We start from the raw sequence: 24,848 nt of genomic DNA on the forward strand, positions 1-24,848 counted from the left end.
AGCTTTTAGCGTTCTACTTATTTTGGTTACCCCCACCATAATAACGACAGTGATTTACTGGTTTATTGGTAGTGATTTCTCAAACAGGGCAAAATCTGATGCGGACCGACTTCTGGGAATAGCTAACTACTGTATTATTGCCCCACATAAAAGATCGGAGGCTGCATATTTTATCACCAATTTTAAACATGTAAATTTGAAGGAGGTTATAAAGCAGGCTGTATATACTTCAAGTTATACTTGCCTTCACAGGAAGTTGGAAGTGGATTAGCCAGCGCAAGAAAACGAAATTACCACTTTGCTATTTATAATAGTGATGCCATGTATTATTGGAGCCTCAGGGAAGATAGGTTTATTAAATCTCCCGACTATGTATATATAGCTTTTCAGCAAATTCTGAAAGTCTACTCCATGTACAATGGGAGGCCAGATATTTTAGGAAAGGGTGGCTTTTCGCAACCATCATGGGATTATTATGATTGCCCCCATTGAAAAGAAAGCATTATTGAACTTATCCCAGTTCTGACCGGGTCTAGCAGTTTTCGCTTTTTCATTGGTAGCACCAAGCCTTTCTTTGAAAATTTAGTGAACTTCGCTGTCTGAATACCACTCATGCTCTTAGTGTCATGATGAAGCGCCAACCGCCTCAGTAGTGATTTTTCTTTCCTTGCGAGTTTAGAAATTGGCAAGATACCCAAAAGACGCATTGATGATCCAGTGTTCCGAACCAATACTCGCCCAAGGAAGGTGTTAAATTACTTGAGTTCGCTGGGTTTTTTGGCGGGCAGACGTGTGTCACTTATGTTAGCAATCTAGGTAGCTCTTCATATTTAAAGCATGGGTTGGACTTCGTTATAGAAACCGGGGGATTACTTACAAAGAACTTTTTGGCTGAAATCTAGTCAGATCTGGAACCGCGCAAGCCAACAGGTCAGATCTTTTCTTTTTGGGTGCTTGCCGAGGCATTCTACGGAAGTGATATTTAAGTCAGATGGAACTCCAGCCTCCCCCTCAGTATATAAAGATAACGAAACATCAATTTCATGGAGCCTTTGGGTTTCCCTGGCGATAGCACTGAGTTTGCATATGGTTTTATTGACAATTCCAGTTTCCGTGCCACCAGATAATCAGTTGAACAAACAATCTACAATTAGGTTTATCTTAAAACATAAAAAACCGACTGCGAGCTCGCCAATAAACAGCCCAGACAGTGCAGGTAGGCCCAAAAGGTCTGTAACCACTACAAAACCGAAAGTAGGGCAGAATGAAGTATTGCCTGCAGCTTCAGCTACTGCAAAACCGCCCTCATCCGGAATTCAGCAAAAACATGAAGCCCCGAGTAGAGAAACAACCAGTGAACATAGAGACCTAGCAAATATCACTCAGCCCGAAAACTTATCGTCTCAAAAAGCCGTTACTTTACCGGTTCCCGCTGAATCTGGAGCAAAAAGCAAAGCGGTGGTTTTTGATCCGAGGTTAAAGAGAGCTTTGGATCGAGAGAACAACAAAGTTCGCCAGCTTCAAACAAAAGATGCCCTCTACACAACAGCGACAGGAACTTTTGTTCAACTCAGCGGTAAATGCTTTAACCTGAAAGATTTACCGGCTGGCAGTGATAGCGATCTGAACCCCTGGTTTAGAGCCAAATGCCCCAAGAACTCTAGATCCCAAGCGGATATTGATCGCCTCGCTGAAAAATATGGTATACCTTAGACACACAATCATTTGTGATGAATAGTATGAGCAAGGCCTCGTCGATACAGAGGAGACCTCACATAAGAATACCAACTAGCGTTTGAACAATCTTATGGGTGAATAAATTGGAGCCGAACTTTTTGCAGTCTTAGAAGGTTGGTAGCAGCATCAAACCTTACCCTTGCAAGGTAATAACAGCTTTGTGTATTAATCGGGCGGCTAGGGATGTTAATTGCGGTTGATCCATTAGCTGCATCAGTGCTCGTACTATTGACTACAAGCGTGAATGTTATTGCACCAGCGCCGAAGGCCGGTTGACAAACCTCAAATAGCATAGCTGCCATCGCAGAATTAGGGTCATTATCAGTCCACCACCACCGAAAAAACTCCACGGTTCCCCCATTGGGTAGGTCCCAAAATTGGGCATCGGCAAACCGCTCAGTGCCTAAACGGCTCAGCTCAGTGCCACCTCCTACGGAATATAACCATTCCGTCCCAGTAGTATCCTGCCGCCCAATAAATGACTTCGGCATAATTGGTGAATAGTCTGTGCTCCCTGTGGGGAATAGCCCCTCTTGGGAATCAGGATTACCCGATGCATATAAGGAAAAATCAAATGGACTTTCTGGATCAAGCCCTTCAGCTACATATACATTAGACGCCGCACTATCAAAACCCATGGCTTCAAGTGCCGCCGGATTAGTAATTAGATTATCTTTATTGCCCGCAATTACCATCTGTGAAGCCGCTGTGAAACTGACAAGTGTGGCGAGGGTATATTTAAGCCACCGGTAGGACATCTTCATATGAACTCTCCAAAATTAGTATCGAAATTATTATCAAAATCCCCAGTAATGAGTAAATTCTGAGCATCCTTAACGACGTAGGGATAAGGTATGTAATTAGTAGAGAAATGAATTTCTGCAAGTAATCTCAACACAAAGGCGGAAAAACCTCTCAGAAATACCCCTCAAAACTTATTGAGAAACCCCAAGCGTATACATAAATAAATTCAATCGATTCAGCATGCATCTCACCAGGAGGTATTGATCTAATTAAATTTCTAAGATCAAAATGAAAACACCAAGTTACCCATTTTAAGAGATAAACTTACCCCCTAAATTAAGCCCAGATGATTTTGCGCTGGGGTTTTCAACTATTTCCCATGTGGCCCGCTGAAACCACAAAAACTTGAACTGTCTTTTGCTAATGTTGGATTATGTTAACAATTGGTGATCGCCGGCCGCTATGTAATTCGTTCTTGTCAATTCCATCCCAGTCACGAAGTATAAAAACTATGTGTTCTTACTGTACGTTGAGTGGGTAGGGGCCTTCTTAATAATAGAGAGAAGAGTTTGAGCTCTTCTCTGGACTTCCAAGTTAAGGTACACGCTTGTAGATATAGGTTTTATCATCTTGGCGGAGGGTCAGCGAAACAACAGGGCCCACATCGGCTCCCTCAAATTCGATAGTTAGCCCTGGTACCATCTTAGATGCATATAGTGTGGATGATTGCGGTCGAATGACGAACTCTCCGTATCCCGCTGAAACAATAAGGCCCGTATAGCCACGACTAATCTCGATGACATCGTCCTTAGCCTGCTCATAGCGTCCGATTCCCCTTAAAAGAACTTTCTCAGGTAAAGTAATGAAATCTGGGGTAGGGACGATCTTAGTAGATACTGTTTGCTGGGGGTTCAAAAAATGGTGGCCGATATCGTCTAATCCTTCGCCACTCGCAGCATCTGCCAAGGCAACAACACCGGCTCTCCGTGCTGGGTTAAAGCCCATAAATGTGCGTGATCCATCGCTGCTGCCGTTAGACCAATAATAGGTTTCTCCATGGGTCGTCGTTCTGCGCCAACCCAGGGCCATACGAGTGATATCACTGCCTCCAGGCCTATCGACCGACAACATCAAACGCGAGGCAGCCACCAAATCCTTAGGGCCCTGGCCGTTGGTGAACAAGTCGAGAAGAGTGAGGAGATCGTTGGCAGTAGAGCGCAAACCACCAGCCGGAGCGAGCACACCATCACTAGTGGGGCCAATCGGGCTGAGGTAAAAGTCATGGCCTTGAGCGCGTCGTGCTGCCTTTCTCGGGTCATCCTCTAAAGTAGTGTCACTCAACCCTAGTGGCTCTGTCACACGCTCTCGCAGTATCTCTGCAAAAGAGCGGCCTGACTTCAAAGCAATGCCTTGACCTAAAAGTCCAAAAGCCAGGTTTGAATAGTTAAATTGAGAGCCTGGACTAGTTTGTAGATGGTAGCTTGGTAAGCTGCCATAGAGCTGTTCAAAGGAATAACCTGCATATTTATTCGGCGCATCGGGTACCGATGTAGCAAGGTTGTTGGGCCTAAGCGGCAATGCAGCACCATGTGTAGCCAGGTCGGTGAGGGTGATTTGTCGTCCTTTAAAAGTTGGAGCCTTTACTCCATCTGGTACGTAATCCTGAAGTGGGTCGTCGAGCCTTACGCGCTTATGTACGACTTCAACAGCTAGTAGCAGAGCGGTAAAAATCTTAGTTAGCGAGGCAACTTCAAAAATGGTATCACCGCCTAGCTGGTAGTCATCCTTGGCTTCAGGGTCCCGAACGGTAATGATGCGACGACCAGAGGGCTTCAGGGTGCCTGTAACCGCGGCATGTGCCCCATGCTGCTTAAGAATACGATGACGTACAAGACGTTGAAGCTCGTCTACACCTTTCGCTGTATTATTTGATAAAGCGTCTAACGCAAAGAGTGGCTGGGGCAGGGTATATGCGATGGCAGCCCCCAAAAAAACTTTAGAAAAATCACGTCGATCCATGGCGATCAGTACCTATTGAAGAAGTCAGTCAGGAAAATCAATATACGTTTACAATACCTAACCAATAGTTAATTTAAAACAATCAAATTGCTGAAAGAGTATCGACTACCAATATCTACAGAAGTTTCAGTATTTCATTCGTCATATTGTCAATGAGTACAAAGGAGTGAATTAGATTGAGCGACTTATGAAGAAATCGATATCCACAAAGGTCAGTTGTTTCCTTGTCAGCCTACTCAGGGGAATTAGCCAAGTCATCCTACAGAAGAACGCATTGAGTGGAGCTTTGTTTTTGTTTGGTGTGGCAGTTAACTCCATCACCATGGCTATTGGAGTCCTAGTTGGTGTTATCTCCTCAACAATTTTTGCACATATTGAACATTATCCGGTGAATGATATTGAAGAGGGGCTATTTGGATACAATGGTGCATTGATTGGTGTAGTCATTTTCTCTTTATATGCACCATCATCAATCACCGTTTTCTTAATTATTGCTGGAAGCGCTCTAACCGTTTTAATAATGCGCTTAATGATGATTCACTTTCCTCTTCCAGCATATACCGCACCATACATTATGGTGATATGGGTTATCTGGGCCATGGCTCCGGCACTCAATCTAGAGCCAGCTATAACATCGATGAGTGAGAAAATCTCAACTTGGGGGATATTCGAAGGTATAGGACAGATTATCTTCCAAAATAATGCCATTACGGGGGCTTGTTTTTTGCTTGGGATTTTCATTTCCAATAAGTTACATGCCCTTTGGGGCATCATTGGTGGGCTATTTGCTACATTATTGGCTGAGCTTCTATCTTTATCGACAACACTCATTCTTTCCGGAATCTTTGGCTACAATGCATCACTTTGTGCTATTGCCTTAACAAGTAGAAGTAAGCTATGGTTTGCTCCACTTGTGGGGAGTGCACTAACCGTGCCCATAGCAATGGCTTTTATCAATGCTGGCATCATTGTATTAACAGCACCATTTGTACTTTCCAGCTGGGCAATATTGTTACTTAAGAAAAGGTTTTCATTAACTTACTGATAGAAAGGTCAGAGTGTGGCCAAATCTTATGACTGATTCAGCCACAGTATTTAACTAGGCATACTTGAGCTTTTTATCTTCACAAAGAATAACTTAATAGATATCTGTTAGTTTCTTCCAGCTATAACACCACCATCTACATCCCAAATTGCACCGGTAACCCAACTAGAGTTTCCACCTAGAAGGAAGTTAACAACATTTGCAACATCATTTGGCACACCAATTCTCCCAATGGGGTGGAAAGAATCAAATCCGGATAGTGCTTCATCTATTTCATTTGGATCAATAAAGTTCTCATAAATTGGTGTTTTCACGACTGCTGGAGAGACTGCATTAACTCTTATGTTGTACTCGGCAAGCTCCATGGCTAAATGCTGGGTTAGGGCATGGAGCCCAGCCTTTGCCATTGAATATGCTGAAGATGGAGTGGCTTTAATTGCTTGCTGGGCCCACATAGAACCAATATTAACTACACTACCAGAGCCATGCTTTATCATATTCTTCGCAACAGCTTGGGTAATAAAAAATAACGAACGATTGATTTCTAGATATCTGTCATAGTCATCATTTTCATGCAATAGAAATGGCTTGGGGTTGAAATAACCCGCAGCATTTACCAAGTATCGATAATGAGCTTCATCTTTCTCGATAAGCTCAATGAGAGCACTGACATTTTTTTCTTGGTAAAGATCTGCCTGGAGCGTTTTCACTTCACCATAGGTAGATAGATAATCCTCTGCCTTTTTTAGCTTTGCTTCCTTACTACCAACGATTATGGGCGTTATCCCTTGTTTTATCAGCTGCTCCGCAGTAGCTAGCCCAATTCCACTTGATCCTCCCACAACAAGGGCCAACTCACGTCTATCTTTGTCTTTAGCTTCAACTATAGTCTCGTTCACAAATTTTCCTCGATAAGATAATGTAGATAGCGTGCAAGTAGTCTAGGCAAAGCAAAGCCCTGATGAAAAGTAGGTACAATTCGGTGTATTAGTTACTTTTTGGTAAGTATTTATGGAACCAAACAAAAAGAAAGTCCTAAGAAAGGCGCCACCAAAGCAAAGCGCCCGGATGGTTGAGACTATCTATGGCTGTAAATGGTCGCTTACAGTCTACCGCTTGCTGGCTTTGGAAATAAATCGACCAGGAGAGATGGTACGCAGTGTGGAGGGTCTGAGCGCAAAAGTGCTTAATGAATGTCTCCGTAAAAACGTAGAGTTTGGTATCTTGGAACGCGTGAGCTATAACGAAATTCCTCCCAGGGTTGAATACACAGTTACAAAATTTGGTAAAAAATTTTTAAATGTATTGGAGGAATTAGAGAAACTGCAAGATGAGATAGATCAAATGAACTCACAGTGAAAAATTACCTACAAGGATCATATTCACATCCAAATCAAAACCATTTCACTACGTTTTCCAATATATATTGCGCAAGCTATCTGATAAGAGTTGAGTTTGAAGGTAAACCGGAACACAAGATTCCATTTGATTAATAGCTACACTAAAACCTTTAACGTGGTGTATTTCTAGGCACAACTTTTCCATTATGACCAAAGAATAGCTGAATGTTTTAATTAACAAACTAAGGACGGTTATAGCATGAAAATTGTAGTGATTGGCGCTAACGGAACCATTGGTAAATCAGTTGTGGCTGAACTTAAAGACCATGAAGTTGTAAAAGTAGGTCACAGCAAAGGCGACTACAGAGTTGATATTGAGGACAGGGCATCTATCAAGGACATGTTTGAGAAAGTCGGCCAAGTTGACGCAGTAGTTTCAGCCACAGGAAATGCAGTTTTTGCGCCAGTTGAGGAACTGACATTTGATCAAATTAAGGCAGCTATCAACAGTAAGTTGTTAGGGCAAATTAGTATTTTCCAGATTGGCCGTGACTATATTCGAGAGGGTGGCAGTATCACTTTAACTTCAGGTGTTTTGGCTCAACATCCTATGCGGGGCGGTTCTGCACTCAGCCTGGTAAATGGGGCCATTGAATCCTTTGTGAAAGCCACAGCGTTAGAGCTCGGCCATAAGCTTCGTTTGAATGCTGTTAGTCCACATTTTGTGAAAGAAACCATGGATATGATGGGTATGGATAGTTCTAGCGGCATCTCAGCGTCGGACTCTGCAAAAGCGTATCGTCATGCAGTTTTAACCAATGAAACTGGGCAGTCTTTTGACGTAGTGGATTATATATAACCCTCAAAACTGAAACTTATTGTGAGACTTTTTATATCGATGATATGCAGTTTATTGATGGTTATGTATTAATTGATACACTAGCTTTTTCTTGGCGAGATTGATCAAGACGTGAGTTAGTGAAGTAACTACATAGAATATCCACGTAAATGCGATTGACTCCGAGCTGGTAGAAAATACATCCTTCAAGGAGAGAAAACAGCAATAGCCTGTACGAAATACAATGATGAAACTATTCCTGCTCAATCGCTATACATTTTTTGGCTGTTGTGTTCTCACGACTATCGTCAGCCTGCCTCTGTTGGACTCTTACTCCTGGCTCTGGCCTATTGCCGCAATCAGCAGCCTTCTGAGTCTCCTAGGAATTTACGATCTGATTCAAAAAACCCATGCGGTGCGCCGTAACTACCCCATATTGGGCAATATTCGCTATCTCATGGAACGTGTTCGCCCAGAGCTACGCCAATACCTGTTAGAAGGAGAAGAAGACGAGCTACCTTTTTCCCGGGCCCAACGCTCCCTGGTCTATGCCCGGGCCAAGAATGAGAATGCATCCAAACCCTTTGGTACCTTGATAGACGTCTACGAACCTGGTTTTGAGTTTATCAATCACTCCATACGCCCCAAGGAGGTCAGAGAGCACAAGAGCTTCAGGGTGCTCATAGGGGGACCCCAGTGCAGCCAGCCTTATTCGGCCTCGATCTTCAATATCTCCGCTATGAGCTTTGGGTCCCTTAGTGCCAACGCCATCAGGGCCCTGAACAAGGGCGCCAAGCTAGGGGACTTTGCCCACGATACAGGGGAGGGCAGCATCAGCCCCTATCATCGCGAGTTCGGCGGCGATCTGATTTGGGAAATAGGCTCGGGTTACTTTGGTTGTCGAGCCCAGGACGGCAGCTTCGATCCAGACCGCTTCAAGGCACACGCTCGTAACCCGCAAATTAAGATGATTGAGCTAAAACTCAGCCAGGGCGCCAAGCCCGGCCATGGCGGCATCCTACCCGGGCACAAGGTGACTGCGGAGATAGCATCCACCCGCGGCGTGCCTGAGGGCGAGGACTGCATCTCACCTTCGAGCCACAGCAGCTTTTCTACCCCCCTTGAGTTGCTGGCTTTTATCAAACAACTGAGGGAACTTAGCGGCGGTAAACCAGTGGGTTTTAAGCTGGCCCTCGGACACCCCTGGGAGTTTATGGGCATCGCAAAGGCCATGCTCCAAAGTGACATATTGCCAGATTTTATTGTGGTAGATGGCAAGGAAGGGGGTACTGGAGCTGCACCGTTGGAATTCACCAATCATATCGGCGTGCCCCTGCGCGAATGCCTACTGTTTATCCACAATACCCTGGTAGGCCTGAACCTGCGAGACAAGATCAAGATAGGTGCCAGCGGCAAGATAATCTCGGCGTTCGATATTGCCAGCGTGCTGGCTATAGGGGCCGACTGGGCCAACTCGGCACGCGGCTTTATGTTTGCAATCGGCTGTATCCAATCCCAATCCTGCCACACTAACCAGTGCCCCACGGGCGTAGCCACCCAAGACAAGCTGCGACAGCGAGCCCTGGTGGTGCCGGAGAAAGCCGACAGGGTACATAATTTCCACCACAACACCCTTAGTACCCTGGCCGAGATGTTAGCCGCCGCCGGATTAGAGCATCCAGCACAGCTAGAAGGAAAACACCTAGTACGCCGTACCGGTGGCACAGAAGTTCAGCTATTTTCGCAAATCCACGTCTACCTCAAGCCAGGTGAATTGCTCAGGGCGCATAACGAGGGGGGCTTCTATGTCCGGGCCTGGCGCATGGCACGTGCCGACAGTTTTGATCCAACCGAGTACGACCCAGCCGGAATCGATTCGGAAAGCGAGGCCGGCACAGCTGAGCTTGCGCTCAGTTGACCAGGGATCATGAACGCCTATAAGGCAGGGGAGACCATACCAATGATGGACTAAATCAACAAAAAGTTTGGCCTAGCAACTCTGTTTTTAGGTGCTGAAGATATTCAGAATGAACAGAAAGTGCGGCAGGCGTTTACATCGCCAGCCAATACCATCTGTGACCTATACTTCTTTAGGCTAAAGAGAGTGCAAAGCTGAATAACATGAAGATCCATTCTAGAAGTGAGTACTTGGCGCATTTTGTTGATTTTTCCACATTTAGCGGAGCACCTCATTGTGATTTTCTCCATTAATAGCTTGGCAAACCCCGGTTTCTCATGGCCTAGTGTTCTCTCTATGGCACTCGCTAGCAAGTTATCATATGAGGAGAAGGAAGTTGTCGAGAGCACAGCATTAGATGATTGGGGCTACTTATACGCTTTATTTCTGGATATAAAAAATACTGAGTGTTTTCTTGCTGAAACCAATTCACACGTATTGTTATCATTTAGAGGGACTCAAGGAATTGGCGACTGGGTTGGAAATATTAACTTATTTCCAATTCACAACCCCAACTATGGCACTGTGCATAATGGTTTTTTTGATGCGTTTTATGATGTTGAAAAATTGCTAATAGAGCATCTTCCCAAGGATAAACCTATGTGGATAACTGGGCATAGTTTAGGGGGAGCCTTAGCAGCAATTGCTAGTGTAGAATGGCGTAGTAAGTTTGAAATCTATGGTATTTGTACATTTGGGCAACCTCGTACAGGGCATCAAGATTTTTCTGAAACAATAAGAAGTTCATACCCAGACAGTTTCTTTCGGTTTGTTAACAATAGGGATCTTATTACTAGAATCCCACCAGGATTCCAGCATGCAGGTTCTCTTTATCATTTTGATGCAAACGGGGACATACAAGAAATTTCGGCTGGCTTTCTTCCAATATCTCCAGATCCCGAACCCCTCACTTTGGATGAGTTCCATCAATTTCAAGAAAATATAAATAACATTCGTAATAAGATTGAGATGAAACCTACAGAGAATTTTGCAGGACATTTTGATTTATTAGACGACATATTAAGTCGTCAATACAAATCATTATCTGACCACAAAATAGATCGCTATATAAAAAATATAAGCGGACAAATCCTTGCGAGCCCTGATTATACCTAACTAACATTCGTCCAATACTTTCACCGCTTGATAACAGTTTAGTAAGGAGGCTTTAGTTGATGTATCCATAGTCTAGATCAAAAACCTATTGACGATCGGTTTTTGACGTTCTACCATCACTTAAAGAATGATTTTCACTGTTGGAATAATGGTCTATGCGACTTGGCGATCTTGAGAAACAGGTGCTCCAATATCTCTGGGATAGAAAATCTGCGGATGCCAAACAGGTCCACTCGGACTTGAGCCGGGCCCGTGGAGGATCTCTCAATACCATCCAAAGCACGCTGGACCGCCTCTACAAGAAAGGTTTGCTGTCCCGGGAGAAGCAGGGGCATGCATTCCAATACAGCCCGGCAGTGGAGCGCTATGAGTTTGTCGGGCAGCTGATTCAAGACGTTACTCGTGAGTTTGTTGATGATGAGAACGGGCTGGTAGCCGCATTTACCTCTATCTCATCGGAACTGAGCGAAAGTCAATTAGAGCAACTGGAGCAGTTGATCGAAAGCCAGAAGGTAAAACGCCAGCAGGGTGATCGCGAATGATTTTGGGGCAGGTTGCACTCTGGCTAAACCTGCTGACTATTGCGGTGCTTGGCCTGTTTGTCGGCATTATACTGGTGTCAGCTGCCTGCCTTTATGCTTCCCGGCATTCACTTCACTTGTCTGCCAGTAGTCGGCGTTTACTGCTATGGAGCGCGGTATTGCTGCCGTGGTTCGCGGCTTTCTCTGCCGCTGTTATCCTGGCATTCCCAAACCTTTTAGGGGGCGTTGCATCTCTGGCGCACTGGCACCATATCAACGCTTTTAATCTCTACAGTTGGCATGGTGTTTTTACCATTGCGTTTCTTTTCCTTACCGGGTTTTTGGTGTTTCAAAGTTTTAAACGAGTCCATCGTCATTTGGCGCAGCTCCGATTGTTAATGCAACTTTGCGAAAGGGATAAGTCTGATCAGAGTATTATCCAGGCCCAGGGTTCCCAAGCTTTCACCAGTGGTCTGCTCCGTCCACAAGGGTTTTATACCAGCGGTCTGCGAGACCAGTTAACAGCGGAAGAGTTTGAGGTGGTGCGCCTACATGAGGAAGCCCATGCGCAAAAATTTGATCCTCTGAAGAAATTAATATTCGCTTTGTTTGCCAGCTTTTTCCCTACGCGTTTGGGGAATTATCTGAATCGGCAGATGGCGCTGTGTATGGAGCAGCGTGCAGACGCTTATGCCCATAGGCAGGGGTGGAGTGAGACCTTTATCGCCCAAACCCTGCTTAAGGTAACCCGTATCTCCAATGGGTTGCAGCCCAAAGAGAGAAGTTCAGCATTGGTCTGTTATTTCGCTCTTGACCAGTTGGATGCCCGTATACGTTACTTGCTGTCTGATAATAAGGGGCGCAACTTATCCCCTTTATTGTTAGCTGGATTGTTTGTAGTTCTCACTGGCACTTGCCTTGTGTCGGTGGATGCGCTCCACCACACCGTCGAAACCCTGTTCTCCCACTAAGGAAGCCGAAGTGTTTAATTGTTTGCGTTTAGTCATAACTAAAAAACCGACTATAGATCGGTTTTTTATGGCCGGGGCTGTGTTCATTTTAGTCGCATTGAGTGGGGCCCTTAGGGCAGAGCAGGGCGAGGAGTTATCGGGCCTCACTTATGAGCAGGCAATTCTTAAAAGCTTGCAAAATCACCCTGAACTGGCGGGTTACCGATATCAGTTTGAAGCTGTGGATGCTCTATCCGAGCACGCCAAGCTAGGACCACGACCGGAGCTTAGTGTTGCCGCTGAGGGGGTGGGAGAGGATAAGAGCAGCGATGGCAACGACAGTTCCCAGGTAACAGTCGGCATCAGTTGGCTATTACAGGGTGATCTCGCAGAAAAACGTGTATTGGCTGCACGCAGCAAGACTCCTGTGATTGAGGCCCAAAAGCAGGTTCTTGAATTGGAAATTGCCGCTAATACCGCGCGTTACTTTTTCCAGGTCCTGGCGCACCAGGAACGCCTGAAAATTGCTAAAACAGCTGTCGACCTGGCTCGCAATATGACCGCTGAAATTAATCGTCAGGTTAGTGTTGGCAGAACGAATGAAGCCGATGCTTTTCGGGCTGAAGTCGATTTGCAGCGTCGACTCTTAGCTGTGGAAGATGTCGAACACGAATTGGATATTGCCAGATATCAATTAGCTGCCCAGTGGGGCTCCAGAGAGCCCAGCTTTCTTGGGGTGGCGGGCTCTCTTTCCAGTGTCATTCCAGAAGTTGATTTATCTAGATTGCGAAGCTTGGTTGCGAGCAACCCAAATTTGGAAATATTCATGAGCCGCGAGCGCGTGAAGCAGGCGGAAATTGATTTGGCACGTGCAGAAGCGGGCATTCAGTGGCGGATTGATACAGGAATTCGTCGCAACGAAGCGAGCGGAGATTATGGATTGGTGGCCGGCTTCGCAATCCCACTAGGAAAGGGCGATCGCAATCGCGGCAAGGTATCTGCTTTGAGGGCGGAACAGAATCGTTTCCGAGCAGAAAGAAATGCGAAAGAGATTGCATTGGATACACAACTCTTTGTGATGACCCAAAGGCTACAGCATCACCGGCACGTGGCTGCCGCCCTGAATGAAAAGATGATTCTCAGTCTGGATAAGGCGCTCACCGCTACGCAAAAAGCCTATCGACGTGGCCGCTATAACTACTCGGAATTGGCACTAGCCCAACAGGGACTTACCGATGCGCAGCTTTCACTGCTCCAGGCACAGTACAACGCACACCTTAGCCTGATTGAAATTGAAAAACTCACCGGCCTGTCAGTGGCACAGATAAGCGAGAGCGAGATATGAGATCCGCAGTTTTTTCCAGCCTGATATTCAGTGCTTTACTTTCCTTGTTCCTTAGTGGCAGCGGCAGTGTCTATGCGGCCGGAGCTGTCGCAGGGGCGGAACCGGAAAAAGGGCCCAATCGTGGGCGCATGTTGCGAGAAGGTGATTTTGCCGTTGAGCTAAGTATATATGAAACTGGTGTTCCCCCAGAGTTTCGGGTTTGGGTGAGTAATGATGGAGAGCTGGTTAATCCTCAGCAGGTTGATCTTAAAGTGGTTCTTACAAGGCTTGGAGATGGAGAGGATCACATCGAATTCAGGCCCGAGGGGGATTATCTGCGTGGTGATATGGTGATCTATGAGCCCCACTCATTTGTTGTGACTCTAACAGCCAAGTACCAGGGGCAAGAACACCGTTGGCAATATGATAACTTTGAGGGGCGAACCCGTATCGAATCCGGTATTGCTGAATCCATGGAAATTGATACGGAAACCGTTGGCCCAGCCAGGATGAGTGAAACCAGCCGCGCTTACGGCAGGCTTATGGTAGACCCAGAGCAGGTACGTGAAATTAGTGCACGTTTCGACGGCTATGTAGAAGCTGTGCAGGTGGGATTGGGGGAGCGCGTTAAAAAAGGGCAACCCCTAATTGCCATTAACAGCAATCAAAACCTAAACACCTACACTATTCAATCACCAATTGCCGGTGTAGTAGTCCAGCGCAATGTAAACCCTGGTGAACAGACCGCAGGTCGAGTTTTATTAATGGTTGCCGATGATACTGCTTTGTTGGCAGAGCTGGATGTTTTTCCCTCGACACGCCCCCAGATTCGCCAGGGCGCGCCCGTTTCCGTCAATATCAAGTCCTTGGATACTCCTCTGCTCGGGGTAGTGAAACAAATTGATACTTTGATGAAACCCAATCAGGCCACCGCCGTTCGAGTGTCACTGCAAGATATTCCCGCAGGCCTCGCACCGGGTTCTTTTGTAAGCGGCGATATCCAAGTTGCTGAATATGAGGTGCCTCTTGCCGTCAAGCGTTCCGGTTTACAGGCGTTCCGCGATTTTACTGTCGTTTATGCCAAGGTGGGCGACCAGTATGAAGTGCGTATGTTGGAGTTAGGGCGTGAAGCCGGTGATTGGGTTGAAGTGCTGGGGGGGATTCGACCGGGAATCTAGTATGTCACCGGTAACAGCTACATCATTAAAGCGGACATTGAAAAGTCCGGTGCATCCCACGATCACTGAGGGTTCGACATGCTTGAGTACTTGATAAGAACCTCAATTCAAAATCGCGGACTGGTTATTGCCCTTGTGCTATTACTGTGCGGTTTGGGCATTTGGAATTTCACCCGGCTGCCCATTGATGCAGTACCAGATATTACCAATATCCAGGTGGTTATTAATACGGAGGCACCGGGGTATACCCCAAAAGAAGTTGAGCAACGGGTTACATACCCTGTGGAAAATGCAATGGCTGGATTGCCGAGCCTTGCTTATACACGTTCCGTTTCGCGGTATGGGTTGTCCCAGGTTACGGTGATTTTTGAAGATGGCACCGATATTTATTTTGCCCGCCAGTTAGTGAATGAACGGCTCACTAGTGTACGTGGTGCACTGCCTGCTGGTTTGGAGCCGGAGCTTGGACCCATCGCCACGGGTCTTGGTGAAATTTTTATGTTCACAGTGGACTCTGAACCTGGAGCCACCAATGCTGATGGCAGTGCCGTAACACCTAAAGACTTGCGTTCGGTGCATGACTGGATTGTGCGCCCGCAGTTACTGCGTGTACCTGGTGTGGTGGAAGTCAATCCGATCGGCGGGTTCAAGAGAGAAATTCTGATTGCTATAGAGCCGGATAAACTGCTGGCATTCGGCCTGACGCAGGAAGACCTGATTCGCTCGATCGAGGAGAATAATCGTAACCGCGGTGTAGGCTTTATTGAACACAGTGGCGCCCAGTGGTTGTTGCGGGTTCCGGGGCAGGCAAGCTCGTTAGAGACACTGAAGGATTTCCTGGTTGCGGAAGTGAATGGCGTTGCTATTCGCCTTGGCGACTTGGCCAAGATCGAAGAGGGGCGCGAAATGCGCACCGGGGCGGCTACTCAGAACGGCAGGGAAGTGGTGATGAGCACCGTTTTCATGCTGGTTGGCGAAAATAGTCGCACCGTTGCAGGTGCAGTTGGTGAAAAGCTAGAGGATATCAAACAGAGCCTACCGCCTGGTATCACATTGACTGCGGTTTATGATCGTACCGGTCTGGTTGACCAGACATTGCGCACGATCCAAACCAATCTTATGGAAGGTGCGCTGCTGGTTATCGCGGTTCTTTTCCTGCTGCTGGGGAATGTTCGCGCAGCAATTCTCACTGCGCTGGTCATTCCGGTAGCCATGTTAATGACTATCACCGGCATGGTTCAGGCCCGCGTAAGTGCAAACCTGATGAGTCTGGGGGCGCTGGACTTTGGCTTGTTGGTGGATGGGGCCATCATAATTGTCGAGAACTGTCTGCGACGTCTCAGCGAATCCGCCCGCGAGCGTGGCCAGTTGAGTCTTAAAGAGCGGCTTACCCTGGTATTTCAATCGACGCGGGAAGTGATTCGCCCGGCCATGTTTGGTGTTTTCATTATCACAGCCGTGTATTTACCCATTTTTGCCCTGACCGGAGTGGAGGGCAAGATGTTCCATCCGATGGCAATTACCGTGGTGATTGCGCTGCTTTCTGCGATGTTTCTTTCCATCACTTTGGTGCCAGCCGGCATAGCGCTGCTATTTCGCAAACCGGTGATCGAAAAGGAAAACCCTGCACTTGAGAAGCTGAATAGCTTTTATCGCCCGGCCTTGGAGTTTGCACTGCGCCAGCGTGGCATGGTTGTCGCTATTGCTGCGCTACTGGTGTTGGTTTCCTGTTATACGGCAAGCAGAATGGGTAGCGAATTTGTGCCGAATCTGGATGAAGGCGATATTGCCATGCACGCCTTGCGTATTCCCGGCACATCCCTGGAACAAGCGATTGCACTACAAAAATCCCTGGAGGAGCGGATTAAAGAGTTGCCCGAAGTGGAGCGTGTATTCGCCAAAATTGGTACTGCGGAAGTGGCTACCGATGCCGTTCCCCCAAGTGTTGCCGATAACTTTATTATCCTAAAACCCAGGTCTCAGTGGCCAGATCCGGATAAGCCGAAAGAGCAATTGGTAGAAGAGCTGGCAAAGCTGGTAGAGCCAATCCCCGGCAACCGCTATGAATTTCTCCAGCCAATCCAGATGCGCTTTAACGAGCTTTTAGCGGGGGTGCGTGCGGAATTGGCGATCAAAGTCTTTGGCGATGATTTCGAGCAATTAGAGCGTTTGGGCGGTGAAATTGAAGCGGCTATTGGCAGTGTAGAAGGCGTTGCTGATATACAGATGGAGCAAACCAGCGGTTTACCGGTTCTCGCCATTGTTCCTGACCAGGCCGCACTAACCCAGTATGGGCTGGCTATCAATCAGGTACAGGAGCAGCTGGCAACCGCCCTGGGAGGTACGGTTGCTGGCCGCTTTTATGAAGGAGACCGCCGCACCGATATTGTTGTGCGTTTGCCAGAGGTATTGCGCCAGGATTTGGATGCGCTAAAGAAACTGCCGATTCATCGACCCAATGGCAACTATGTGCCCCTGGAGGAAATTGCCAGCTTGGAACTCACTGCCGGTATCAATCAGGTTTTCCGCGAGAACGGTAAACGCAGGGTAGTGGTAACGGCCAATGTGCGGGGTAGGGATCTGGGTAGCTTTGTTGCTGATGTACAGCAGTCCGTTTCCGATAAAGTGGAAATACCACCCGGTTACTGGGTTGAATACGGCGGAACCTATCAAACGCTACAGTCTGCTACTGAGCGCCTATCGATTGTAGTGCCGCTGACCCTTGTGTTGATTATGGGGCTTCTCCTGCTGGCGCTTCGCTCCATAAAAGATGCGGCAATTATCTTTACCGGTATACCCCTCGCATTAACCGGCGGTGTGCTCTCTTTAATGTTGCGGGATATCCCTTTCTCCATTTCCGCAGCCGTTGGTTTTATCGCACTTTCCGGGATTGCCATCCTTAACGGCCTGGTAATGGTTTCCTTTATTCGGGACCTGCGTGACCAAGGTTACAGCATAGAAAAGGCCATTATTGAGGGCGCCCTGATCCGCTTACGTCCGGTCATTAGTACCGCACTGGTTGCCTCACTCGGTTTTGTGCCCATGGCCCTGAATACTGGTATTGGCTCTGAAGTACAGCGCCCACTGGCTACGGTGGTTATTGGCGGTATTGTCTCATCAACAATCCTGACGCTTTTAGTCTTACCGGCACTCTACAGAATTTTACATGGCAGGAATGCCAAGTCTGAGAGCTTACAAGATAACCCTGAAGTGGCTCTGGCTGGAGCCAGTTAACTGGGCCTGTGTGCGCTTTGGTTCACAAGAATTTAGAACTTTAAAAACGGGAGATAGTAACGTTGCTCAATAGTTTAAAAACAGTTTTCGGCTTGATGACGCTGATAGCAGGTATGGTGATATCTATACCGCTATTTGCCCATGGAGTGGACGATGCGACCAAGACTTTTCTTGCCGGCAACGAAGGGGTATCTATTATTCCCTTTCTATATATTGGCGCCAAGCATATGGTGACTGGCTATGACCACCTGCTGTTCCTGGTGGGAGTCATTTTCTTTTTATATCGATCAAAAGATGTTCTTATCTATGTAAGCTTCTTTACGCTCGGTCATAGCTTAACTTTGTTATTTGGAGTGCTTAACGACACCCATGTGAATGCCTATTTGATCGATGCCATTATTGGATTATCCATTGTCTATAAAGGCTTCGATAATCTCGGCGGCTTCAAACGGGTTTTTGGCTTCCAGCCTAATACCAAGGCTGCCGTACTAATTTTTGGACTCTTCCACGGTTTTGGTTTGGCAACCAAATTACAAGAATTCAAGCTGTCCAGCGATGGGTTGGTGGAGAATATCCTGGCCTTTAATGTTGGAGTAGAAATTGGTCAGTTTGTTGCGTTGCTGTTTATTCTTCTCGCCATCAATTATTGGCGTCGCTTTGACAGTTTTCTGCGCTTTTCCACTATGACAAATACCTTACTAATGAGTGGTGGACTGATGTTGGTGGGTTACCAGATGACAGGCTACTTCGTAGGTTAGTTAGCCAGAAAGTGACTTTATTAAGTTAATTGAACAGAAAGAACTCAGATTTAGAGCTTACAGAATGAATACAACTGAAATGCCAGTGCAGTCTGCACAAACACTGATTAAATCCACACTTGCTGCTGGCGTGCTTGCAGCCATTATGTTGGCCACAGTAATCCTGCCGGCTGAATACAATATAGATCCTACTGGAATCGGCAGTGCACTGGGGCTGACTGAATTAAACAGTCAAGAGCAGGAAATTGCTGTACCAGAAGTAGTGCAGCGTGGCGAGCAGTCCTTTGCTTATCGGACTGACACTACAACTATTGAAGTGCCCGCTGGTCGTGGAATTGAATACAAATTTCAATTGGATAAATACGGTCATTTGGAATATGAGTGGGTAACGGAGAGTGGTGAACTTTACTTTGATTTTCACGGCGAACCCACAGGCGATACTACCGGCTACTTTGAGAGCTTTGCTATTGCTACCGCAAATAAAATGAGTGGCTCTCTCACCACGCCTTTTGATGGTTCCCATGGCTGGTATTGGAAGAATAACGGTCAGGAATCTGTGAAGATCACTCTAAAAACAAAGGGGTTCTACGAGGTTATTGGACTCAAACAGTAACGCTTTTTGATCAACATTCGCTAAAACCGAGAAGAAAGAGAGTATTATGAACAAACTTATTCGAGTCATCTGTGTATCAGTTACCTTAGGCTTCGCAAATCTTGCTTTCGCCCATGGTGACCATGAGAGAGACAATTTTGCCACTGTATCCATGGTAGAAGCCAAAGGCATCGCCAGCCAGGAAGTCGCTCGCCTAATCAAAGAGGGTAAGCTTAACGAGTCCTGGTCTGACAAGCCGCTAAGCGCCGCTATGCAGCGTATTAACAATCAGCGTCAGTGGGTTGTTACAGCAAAAGAGCAGGGTGGTGTACTGAATCAGCAGCTACAGGTTTTCTTAAGTACCGAAGGTTACTTTCTGACTTTTAAAGTGCAGAACCTCTAACTGATAAGATATACGCTGGCAGCGGTAAATTAGCCGCTGCCTTCAATGAAAATTCTTCACACACCTGATAGGCATATTGGTCGAACTTTATACGGCCGAAAATGCCATGAAGAATTTAAGGCCTTAAATGCGCATGTGGTTGGTAGTATCAAATTAGACAGCATGTAAGATGTGCACAGACTCATGACTGCCATCAAGACACCTTGCCATCTCAGATCAGATTTGCCGATCCAGAAAATCGAGCCTCCATACATCGAAGTGATTGGGCCCAACTGATCGCTGCCAGCTCTGCGTAGTCCGGGTTTAGAAGTGTATGCGTAAGCGAAACGACAGTGCCAAGCTCACTGCTTCTGAACACTACTTCGACCAATGACGAATTCTTTTGCGGTTCGGTGCCATGTGGCAAGCTGAGATTGCAATGTTTATGGACCTCAAAATTTAGAAACTTCGGTCTATCGACACGACGATATACTCCAGACATTACGCAAGAGCTACCGTCTGGAGCTGTCATCTCAAAAGCAAAACTCCCGCCAACCTCTGCCGTGAGATTGAGCACACGCGTAGTGAAACCGTCAGGCCCCCACCATTTTTCAACCATGCTCGGCGTAACCCAGGCAGTAAAAACCTCTTCCGGAGTTGCTCTGACGGTGTAGGAGATAGGCTTGGTTTGAACGTCCGCTTGATAGGAAAAATCGATCACTATTGCACCTTGTTCTTTTTATCAGGGGGTTTCCTGCTTTCTGTTAACACTAAAACATAGCTTTTAGGGAGGAGATGAAGCACTTTTGTTAGGGGGGGTTACGGGCATTAGCAAACCGCGGCCATTGCCTAACGATTTTACACCTATATACTTAGTCAAATGGGTAACAATCACGAAAATCTGAATACAGTCTTCCAAGCCTTAGCAGATCCAACGCGCCGCGCTGTCATTCAGCACCTGATCAGCGGACCGGCATCAATCACCGAGCTCGCTAAACCGTTTGAAATGGCACTACCTTCATTCATGAAGCACATTGGTGTGCTGGAGGATGCGGGTTTGATCCGATCCAAGAAAATTGGGCGCGTACGAACCTGTGAGATCAAGCCGAAGCAACTGACAGCTGCAGAAACTTGGATTAATGAACAGACGGCCCAGTGGGAAGGCCGGATGGCAAGAATGGCGAGTTTTGTCGAAGCACTTGGCGCTGAAGGACAGGATGACTGAGTACGATAGAGATACAGGGTGCCATATTACAAACCCTGTAGGTCACCACTCCATTCTAATAGCCGACTACTTGATCTTCTGTTAAAAAAATGGAGGGCGTGATCGGCTCACATACCGCACCCCCTTATGACATTGCCGATCATAGTTGTTATGTCATTGCACCTCACTTTGAGCAGATAGAGGTCATTTGTCTTACTCTTTTACGCCACTAGTAAGTTATCCATTGACCTAACTATTATTGCTTTTTATAGTTATCCAATCGGCTAACTATTAGTCGGTAGCCTGGGAACTGCCATTAAGCAAAGGGACTAGCATGAGCCAACAGTTATCGCACGACACCATATCCATCAGTAAAACAATCAAAGCACCAGCAGAACAGGTTTTTTCAGCATGGGAAAACCCAAAAGCCCGCTCAATATGGGGGGCACCATCTAAGGATGAGGCAGTCGAGTTTATTGAAAACGACTTTCGCGTCGGAGGCCTTGACGTACATCGGTGCGGCCAAAAGAATGATCTGCAATTCCGAGTCGAAACACACTACTACGACATCCGTAAGCCGCATCGCCTGCTTTTTACCGAGCGTGTATATACCGACGACTCTTTATTGAGTGCCTCTTTGATCACCGTGGCGATTAGCGAAAATAAGCGCGCGACTGAATTTAAGGTGACGATACAGATCACCTCTCTGGTCGGTTCGGGAATGATCGACGGAACGCGCAATGGATGGCAGTGTGCTCTTTCTAATCTCACCGCTTACCTGGAGGCAACGAGGGTGGAAGTCAAATAAAGAAGATCAATAAGCTATCTCTTCAACTCTCAATGGTGATTGAAAGCAATAGCCTAAGCACAACTCGAGACGCCATTTTGATCAACAAAATCACCAAGGAAGAACTGTGTGCGAAAAATAACTGTAAACACATTTGTTAGTCTGGATGGCGTGATGCAGGCTCCCGGTGGTACAGAGGAGGACACTTCAGGGGGCTTTGAGCATGGTGGATGGGTGGTACCTTATTTCGATGAAGGTGTAGGTAAATTTATGGGAGATGTCTTCGCAGCCCCATTCGAACTCCTGCTTGGCCATCGGACTTACGATATTTTTGCTGCTCATTGGCCAAAAGTAGCTGCTGCCCCTCCACCTGAGGGTGTTGATGATGGAGAAATCCAGATGGCCCAAAAAATTGACAGTACAATACGGTATGTGGCCTCGCGCACGAAACCTGATTTTACCTGGGAAGGCAGCGAATGGCTGGGCGATGATCCGGTCGCACGACTTCGTGAAATCAAGGCTATCAATGGTCCTGACTTGCTGGTTCCGGGCAGTGCCAATTTTATTCAGACTCTACTTAAAGCAGACCTGGTAGATCAGTTTAAACTGCTGATTTTTCCCTTGGTTCTGGGCAAAGGAAAGCGCCTCTTCGGTGCTGGTGTGATCCCTTTGGGGTTCCATGTACAGCAATCTACGACGACAGATAGTGGCGCTATTTGCGTAACTTACATGCGGGATGGAAGTATCACCACTGGAGACTTCTCGCTTCAACAAGATTAACGCCGGCAGCCCAATCGCAAACTGGCATATTATGACGCTGATCAAAACTCACAGATAAATATGGAACGCCATAGTTGCTAAATTACGGGGGTTCAAAGGCAGAAGCCGTAGGGGAGGGGACATCAAAATCTAACTCCGGAAAAATGATAGTTTGATAGTGGCAGGGACTTTGTTCGTACGGGACAACCGGTTATGGCAATGATTTCAGATATCGCAGATTATTTTTCGAAAGGTTGTGGACGTTGTGAACGCTTTGCAACGCCTGATTGCTCGACCCAGAAATGGAAATCCGGCCTTAATGAGTTGCGCCGGATATGCCAGAGCATGGATCTGGAAGAGCACGTAAAATGGGGGCAGCCTTGCTACACATTCGCCGGTCGAAATATTGTCATCCTTGGAGCGTTTCGAGAGAAATTCCTCATTAGCTTTATGGATGCGGCGTTATTGAAAGACCCCAAAGGCTTACTTCAAAAGCTTGGTGAGAATACCCAACACCCACATATGATCCCCCTGAAATCCAACGACCAAGTGACAAAGCTCGAATCAGTTATACGGGCTTACATCGAGGAAGCGAAGGGATATGCCAAAGCCGGCATTAAGCCCCCAAAAGCAGAACGCGATATCAAGCTCCCAGATGAACTGGTTGAAGCCATGGATGCCGACCCCGAGCTTGCAGAAGCGTTTCATGCATTAACACCAGGGCGCCAGCGAAGCTATGCCTTCAACTTAAATTCAGCCAAGAAACCGTCTACACGGGTTTCGAGAATAGCCAAGTTCCGCAGCAAAATAATTTCAGGCAAAGGCGCTATGGAGCGATAAAAAACAAAGTATCGATGAACAACTCGCATCGATCCCGAGCAACCTTTGGCATAGCGCAGACTTGGCTAAGCAGTTTTAGACGATATTTATCATGCTGAGTGAGGTAACAGAACATCCTCCTCGAGAGGGTACGGAGACCGCCATTCATCACAAACACCGAAGGGGCAGGGGTCTTTATCGAACTCGAACCAGGGCGCAGTTACGATATGGAGCGCATTGCAGCAACCTTCAAAGCTGACGGTGAAGAGACCGCATACTGTCCAAAGCATAGGAGAATACATATGACTGAACTCGTAAACTGCCTGTGGTTTGACTATGGCGAAGCAAAGAAGGCGGCGAAATTCTACGCCGCAACTTTTCCAGATAGTCATGTAGATCGAGTTAATCAAGCGGTGACCGACTACCCTGGCGGTCAGGAAGGCAGTGAACTGACTGTCGAATTTACCGTACTCGGGCGCAAGTTTATTGGTCTGAATGGCGGTCCGAATTTCAGGCCAAATGAATCCGTTAGTTTCATGGTTGTCACCGAGAATCAGGAAGAAACCGACCGCTACTGGGAGGCGATCATCAGTAATGGTGGACAAGAAAGCGCCTGTGGTTGGTGCAAGGATCACTGGGGCCACTCGTGGCAAATTACACCAAGACAGCTTCTGGATCTGACAACGAACTCTGATCGTGACAAAGCGAAGCGTGCCTTTAAGGCGATGATGTCCATGAGTAAGATCGATATCGCCACGATAGAGGCAGCCGCCGAGGAAGTATGAGTTCATGGGGAGGTACTCTTCTCAACTTAACTCAAGATCTGGAGCTGATTATGGCTTTAATTCAGAACAGGAAAACTAAGGAGATCTCCGGAGTAGTCCGGCAGATCCTGTCACCGGAGGCCTGGAAGGATGAACTCGCTGAACTCCGCAAAGCAGAAAAGGAGCTCACCCGTGCGCATGACCGGCTGGCAGAAAAACGACGGTATTCGGGTTGGGTGAAGATCGAACAAAATTATGCCTTTACGGGTCCAGGAGGCACTGCGACTCTGGCTGACTTATTCGATGACCATTCACAACTCATCGTTTACCACCATATGTTGAAGCCCGCTGATCCCAGCCCGTGCGAAGGCTGCTGCATGGTCGCCGATCAGATTCCTCATCTTGCCCATCTGCATGCCCGAGACACCTCTCTCGTCTTTGTGTCAAAAGCGCCAACCGTTGAGATAGAGGCATTCCAGAAACGTATGAGTTGGGCCATCCCCTGGTATGAAACCAAGGACAGCTTCAACGCTGATTTCGATGTGGCTACCGGATTTGGTATCAACGTTTTCTATCGCGATGGAGAGGACCTCTATCGAACCTATTTCACTAACGGCCGAGGTGTCGAAACACTTGGCACGGTGTGGACTCTTTTGGATCTCACACCGCTCGGCCGCCAGGAAAACTGGGAAGCGGCTCCCGACGGCACTCAGCAGACACAGCCGTATCATTGGTGGCGGAGACACAACGAATATGGCTAATACGGGTGCCTGCAACACA

General features: G+C 47.0%; 25 protein-coding genes. 21 read left to right on the forward strand and 4 right to left on the reverse strand.

The features are described 5' to 3' along the window. The first annotated feature begins 975 nt into the window (after positions 1-975). Positions 976-1,713 (forward strand): hypothetical protein, encoded by a 738-nt coding sequence (locus MJO52_RS10730; protein WP_252085933.1) that lies wholly within the window; start codon positions 976-978, stop codon positions 1,711-1,713. Positions 1,714-1,805: 92 nt separating this feature from the next. Here the strand turns inward: MJO52_RS10730 and MJO52_RS10735 are convergent, their stop codons facing one another. Continuing rightward, positions 1,806-2,501, reverse strand: a complete 696-nt coding sequence (locus tag MJO52_RS10735; RefSeq protein ID WP_252085934.1) for a hypothetical protein — start codon at positions 2,499-2,501, stop codon at positions 1,806-1,808. A gap of 574 nt (positions 2,502-3,075) precedes the next feature. Beyond that, positions 3,076-4,500, reverse strand: coding sequence for a serine hydrolase domain-containing protein (locus MJO52_RS10740; RefSeq protein WP_252085935.1), 1,425 nt, complete (start codon positions 4,498-4,500; stop codon positions 3,076-3,078). A 187-nt stretch (positions 4,501-4,687) separates the two neighbouring features. Between MJO52_RS10740 and MJO52_RS10745 the strand changes: the two genes are divergently transcribed. After that, positions 4,688-5,545: an urea transporter gene (locus tag MJO52_RS10745; RefSeq protein ID WP_252085936.1), complete on the forward strand. Its 858-nt coding sequence runs from the start codon at positions 4,688-4,690 to the stop codon at positions 5,543-5,545. 107 nt (positions 5,546-5,652) lie between these two features. On the opposite strand, the gene MJO52_RS10750 is transcribed toward MJO52_RS10745, so the two are convergent. Next, positions 5,653-6,444 (reverse strand): SDR family NAD(P)-dependent oxidoreductase, encoded by a 792-nt coding sequence (locus MJO52_RS10750; RefSeq protein WP_252085937.1) that lies wholly within the window; start codon positions 6,442-6,444, stop codon positions 5,653-5,655. A gap of 112 nt (positions 6,445-6,556) precedes the next feature. On the opposite strand from MJO52_RS10750, the gene MJO52_RS10755 reads away from it, so the two are divergent. The 13 genes from MJO52_RS10755 to MJO52_RS10810 all read left to right on the forward strand — a co-directional run bounded on the left by MJO52_RS10755 (position 6,557) and on the right by MJO52_RS10810 (position 19,756). Next, positions 6,557-6,904 carry a winged helix-turn-helix transcriptional regulator gene (locus MJO52_RS10755; protein ID WP_252085938.1) on the forward strand — a complete coding sequence of 116 codons (348 nt, stop codon included), beginning with the start codon at positions 6,557-6,559 and terminating at the stop codon, positions 6,902-6,904. 240 nt (positions 6,905-7,144) lie between these two features. After that, positions 7,145-7,744 (forward strand): short chain dehydrogenase, encoded by a 600-nt coding sequence (locus MJO52_RS10760; protein WP_252085939.1) that lies wholly within the window; start codon positions 7,145-7,147, stop codon positions 7,742-7,744. 223 nt (positions 7,745-7,967) lie between these two features. Next, on the forward strand, positions 7,968-9,641 hold the full coding sequence (locus MJO52_RS10765; RefSeq protein WP_252085940.1) for an FMN-binding glutamate synthase family protein: 1,674 nt from the start codon (positions 7,968-7,970) through the stop codon (positions 9,639-9,641). Positions 9,642-9,695: 54 nt separating this feature from the next. Beyond that, positions 9,696-9,839, forward strand: a complete 144-nt coding sequence (locus tag MJO52_RS21430; protein WP_353505489.1) for a DUF4113 domain-containing protein — start codon at positions 9,696-9,698, stop codon at positions 9,837-9,839. A gap of 24 nt (positions 9,840-9,863) precedes the next feature. Continuing rightward, positions 9,864-10,796 carry a lipase family protein gene (locus tag MJO52_RS10770; protein ID WP_252081665.1) on the forward strand — a complete coding sequence of 311 codons (933 nt, stop codon included), beginning with the start codon at positions 9,864-9,866 and terminating at the stop codon, positions 10,794-10,796. Between the two features lie 155 nt (positions 10,797-10,951). Beyond that, positions 10,952-11,338 (forward strand): BlaI/MecI/CopY family transcriptional regulator, encoded by a 387-nt coding sequence (locus MJO52_RS10775; RefSeq protein ID WP_020415315.1) that lies wholly within the window; start codon positions 10,952-10,954, stop codon positions 11,336-11,338. Beyond that, positions 11,335-12,288 (forward strand): hypothetical protein, encoded by a 954-nt coding sequence (locus MJO52_RS10780; RefSeq protein ID WP_252081666.1) that lies wholly within the window; start codon positions 11,335-11,337, stop codon positions 12,286-12,288. The genes MJO52_RS10775 and MJO52_RS10780 overlap by 4 nt, the downstream gene beginning before the upstream one ends. Positions 12,289-12,367: 79 nt before the next feature. Next, the gene (locus MJO52_RS10785) at positions 12,368-13,612 is read left to right on the forward strand and encodes a TolC family protein (RefSeq protein ID WP_252081667.1); all 1,245 of its coding nucleotides are present in this window, start codon (positions 12,368-12,370) and stop codon (positions 13,610-13,612) included. Then, on the forward strand, positions 13,609-14,769 hold the full coding sequence (locus MJO52_RS10790) for an efflux RND transporter periplasmic adaptor subunit (RefSeq protein WP_252081668.1): 1,161 nt from the start codon (positions 13,609-13,611) through the stop codon (positions 14,767-14,769). The genes MJO52_RS10785 and MJO52_RS10790 overlap by 4 nt, the downstream gene beginning before the upstream one ends. A gap of 78 nt (positions 14,770-14,847) precedes the next feature. Further along, a complete protein-coding gene (locus MJO52_RS10795) occupies positions 14,848-18,003 on the forward strand; it encodes an efflux RND transporter permease subunit (RefSeq protein WP_252081669.1) in 3,156 nt (1,051 codons plus the stop codon). Between the two features lie 62 nt (positions 18,004-18,065). Beyond that, a complete protein-coding gene (locus tag MJO52_RS10800) occupies positions 18,066-18,761 on the forward strand; it encodes a HupE/UreJ family protein (protein ID WP_435583612.1) in 696 nt (231 codons plus the stop codon). Between the two features lie 64 nt (positions 18,762-18,825). Next, positions 18,826-19,374 carry a hypothetical protein gene (locus MJO52_RS10805; protein ID WP_252081670.1) on the forward strand — a complete coding sequence of 183 codons (549 nt, stop codon included), beginning with the start codon at positions 18,826-18,828 and terminating at the stop codon, positions 19,372-19,374. Between the two features lie 46 nt (positions 19,375-19,420). Further along, the gene (locus MJO52_RS10810) at positions 19,421-19,756 is read left to right on the forward strand and encodes a DUF6488 family protein (RefSeq protein WP_252081671.1); all 336 of its coding nucleotides are present in this window, start codon (positions 19,421-19,423) and stop codon (positions 19,754-19,756) included. A 211-nt stretch (positions 19,757-19,967) separates the two neighbouring features. On the opposite strand, the gene MJO52_RS10815 is transcribed toward MJO52_RS10810, so the two are convergent. Continuing rightward, entirely contained in the window at positions 19,968-20,456 is a 489-nt protein-coding gene (locus MJO52_RS10815; protein WP_252081672.1) for an SRPBCC family protein, read from the reverse strand. Positions 20,457-20,615: 159 nt separating this feature from the next. On the opposite strand from MJO52_RS10815, the gene MJO52_RS10820 reads away from it, so the two are divergent. From MJO52_RS10820 to MJO52_RS10845, 6 genes are all read left to right on the forward strand, one after another. Beyond that, on the forward strand, positions 20,616-20,960 hold the full coding sequence (locus MJO52_RS10820) for an ArsR/SmtB family transcription factor (protein WP_252081673.1): 345 nt from the start codon (positions 20,616-20,618) through the stop codon (positions 20,958-20,960). 313 nt (positions 20,961-21,273) lie between these two features. Next, positions 21,274-21,747, forward strand: a complete 474-nt coding sequence (locus tag MJO52_RS10825; protein WP_252081674.1) for an SRPBCC family protein — start codon at positions 21,274-21,276, stop codon at positions 21,745-21,747. Between the two features lie 108 nt (positions 21,748-21,855). After that, positions 21,856-22,506, forward strand: a complete 651-nt coding sequence (locus MJO52_RS10830) for a dihydrofolate reductase family protein (RefSeq protein ID WP_252081675.1) — start codon at positions 21,856-21,858, stop codon at positions 22,504-22,506. A gap of 192 nt (positions 22,507-22,698) precedes the next feature. Then, positions 22,699-23,325, forward strand: a complete 627-nt coding sequence (locus MJO52_RS10835) for a YdeI/OmpD-associated family protein (RefSeq protein WP_252081676.1) — start codon at positions 22,699-22,701, stop codon at positions 23,323-23,325. A 281-nt stretch (positions 23,326-23,606) separates the two neighbouring features. After that, positions 23,607-24,089: a VOC family protein gene (locus tag MJO52_RS10840; protein ID WP_252081677.1), complete on the forward strand. Its 483-nt coding sequence runs from the start codon at positions 23,607-23,609 to the stop codon at positions 24,087-24,089. 50 nt (positions 24,090-24,139) lie between these two features. Then, positions 24,140-24,829 carry a DUF899 domain-containing protein gene (locus tag MJO52_RS10845; protein ID WP_252081678.1) on the forward strand — a complete coding sequence of 230 codons (690 nt, stop codon included), beginning with the start codon at positions 24,140-24,142 and terminating at the stop codon, positions 24,827-24,829. The last annotated feature ends 19 nt before the right edge of the window (positions 24,830-24,848 follow it).

It is taken from the genome of Microbulbifer variabilis (assembly GCF_023716485.1).
GTDB classification, from domain to species: Bacteria; Pseudomonadota; Gammaproteobacteria; order Pseudomonadales; family Cellvibrionaceae; genus Microbulbifer; species Microbulbifer variabilis_B.

Excerpts from the sequence above, each read along its gene's own strand:
- MJO52_RS10775 (WP_020415315.1), top strand. The coding sequence starts at position 10,952 with ATGCGACTTGGCGATCTTGAGAAACAGGTGCTCCAATATCTCTGGGAT.
- MJO52_RS10735 (WP_252085934.1), bottom strand. The coding sequence starts at position 2,501 with ATGAAGATGTCCTACCGGTGGCTTAAATATACCCTCGCCACACTTGTC.
- MJO52_RS10825 (WP_252081674.1), top strand. The coding sequence starts at position 21,274 with ATGAGCCAACAGTTATCGCACGACACCATATCCATCAGTAAAACAATC.
- MJO52_RS10745 (WP_252085936.1), top strand. The coding sequence starts at position 4,688 with ATGAAGAAATCGATATCCACAAAGGTCAGTTGTTTCCTTGTCAGCCTA.
- MJO52_RS10760 (WP_252085939.1), top strand. The coding sequence starts at position 7,145 with ATGAAAATTGTAGTGATTGGCGCTAACGGAACCATTGGTAAATCAGTT.
- MJO52_RS10740 (WP_252085935.1), bottom strand. The coding sequence starts at position 4,500 with ATGGATCGACGTGATTTTTCTAAAGTTTTTTTGGGGGCTGCCATCGCA.
- MJO52_RS10755 (WP_252085938.1), top strand. The coding sequence starts at position 6,557 with ATGGAACCAAACAAAAAGAAAGTCCTAAGAAAGGCGCCACCAAAGCAA.
- MJO52_RS10805 (WP_252081670.1), top strand. The coding sequence starts at position 18,826 with ATGAATACAACTGAAATGCCAGTGCAGTCTGCACAAACACTGATTAAA.
- MJO52_RS10790 (WP_252081668.1), top strand. The coding sequence starts at position 13,609 with ATGAGATCCGCAGTTTTTTCCAGCCTGATATTCAGTGCTTTACTTTCC.
- MJO52_RS10820 (WP_252081673.1), top strand. The coding sequence starts at position 20,616 with ATGGGTAACAATCACGAAAATCTGAATACAGTCTTCCAAGCCTTAGCA.
- MJO52_RS10835 (WP_252081676.1), top strand. The coding sequence starts at position 22,699 with ATGGCAATGATTTCAGATATCGCAGATTATTTTTCGAAAGGTTGTGGA.
- MJO52_RS10845 (WP_252081678.1), top strand. The coding sequence starts at position 24,140 with ATGGCTTTAATTCAGAACAGGAAAACTAAGGAGATCTCCGGAGTAGTC.
- MJO52_RS10795 (WP_252081669.1), top strand. The coding sequence starts at position 14,848 with ATGCTTGAGTACTTGATAAGAACCTCAATTCAAAATCGCGGACTGGTT.
- MJO52_RS10840 (WP_252081677.1), top strand. The coding sequence starts at position 23,607 with ATGACTGAACTCGTAAACTGCCTGTGGTTTGACTATGGCGAAGCAAAG.
- MJO52_RS10765 (WP_252085940.1), top strand. The coding sequence starts at position 7,968 with ATGATGAAACTATTCCTGCTCAATCGCTATACATTTTTTGGCTGTTGT.
- MJO52_RS10810 (WP_252081671.1), top strand. The coding sequence starts at position 19,421 with ATGAACAAACTTATTCGAGTCATCTGTGTATCAGTTACCTTAGGCTTC.
- MJO52_RS10780 (WP_252081666.1), top strand. The coding sequence starts at position 11,335 with ATGATTTTGGGGCAGGTTGCACTCTGGCTAAACCTGCTGACTATTGCG.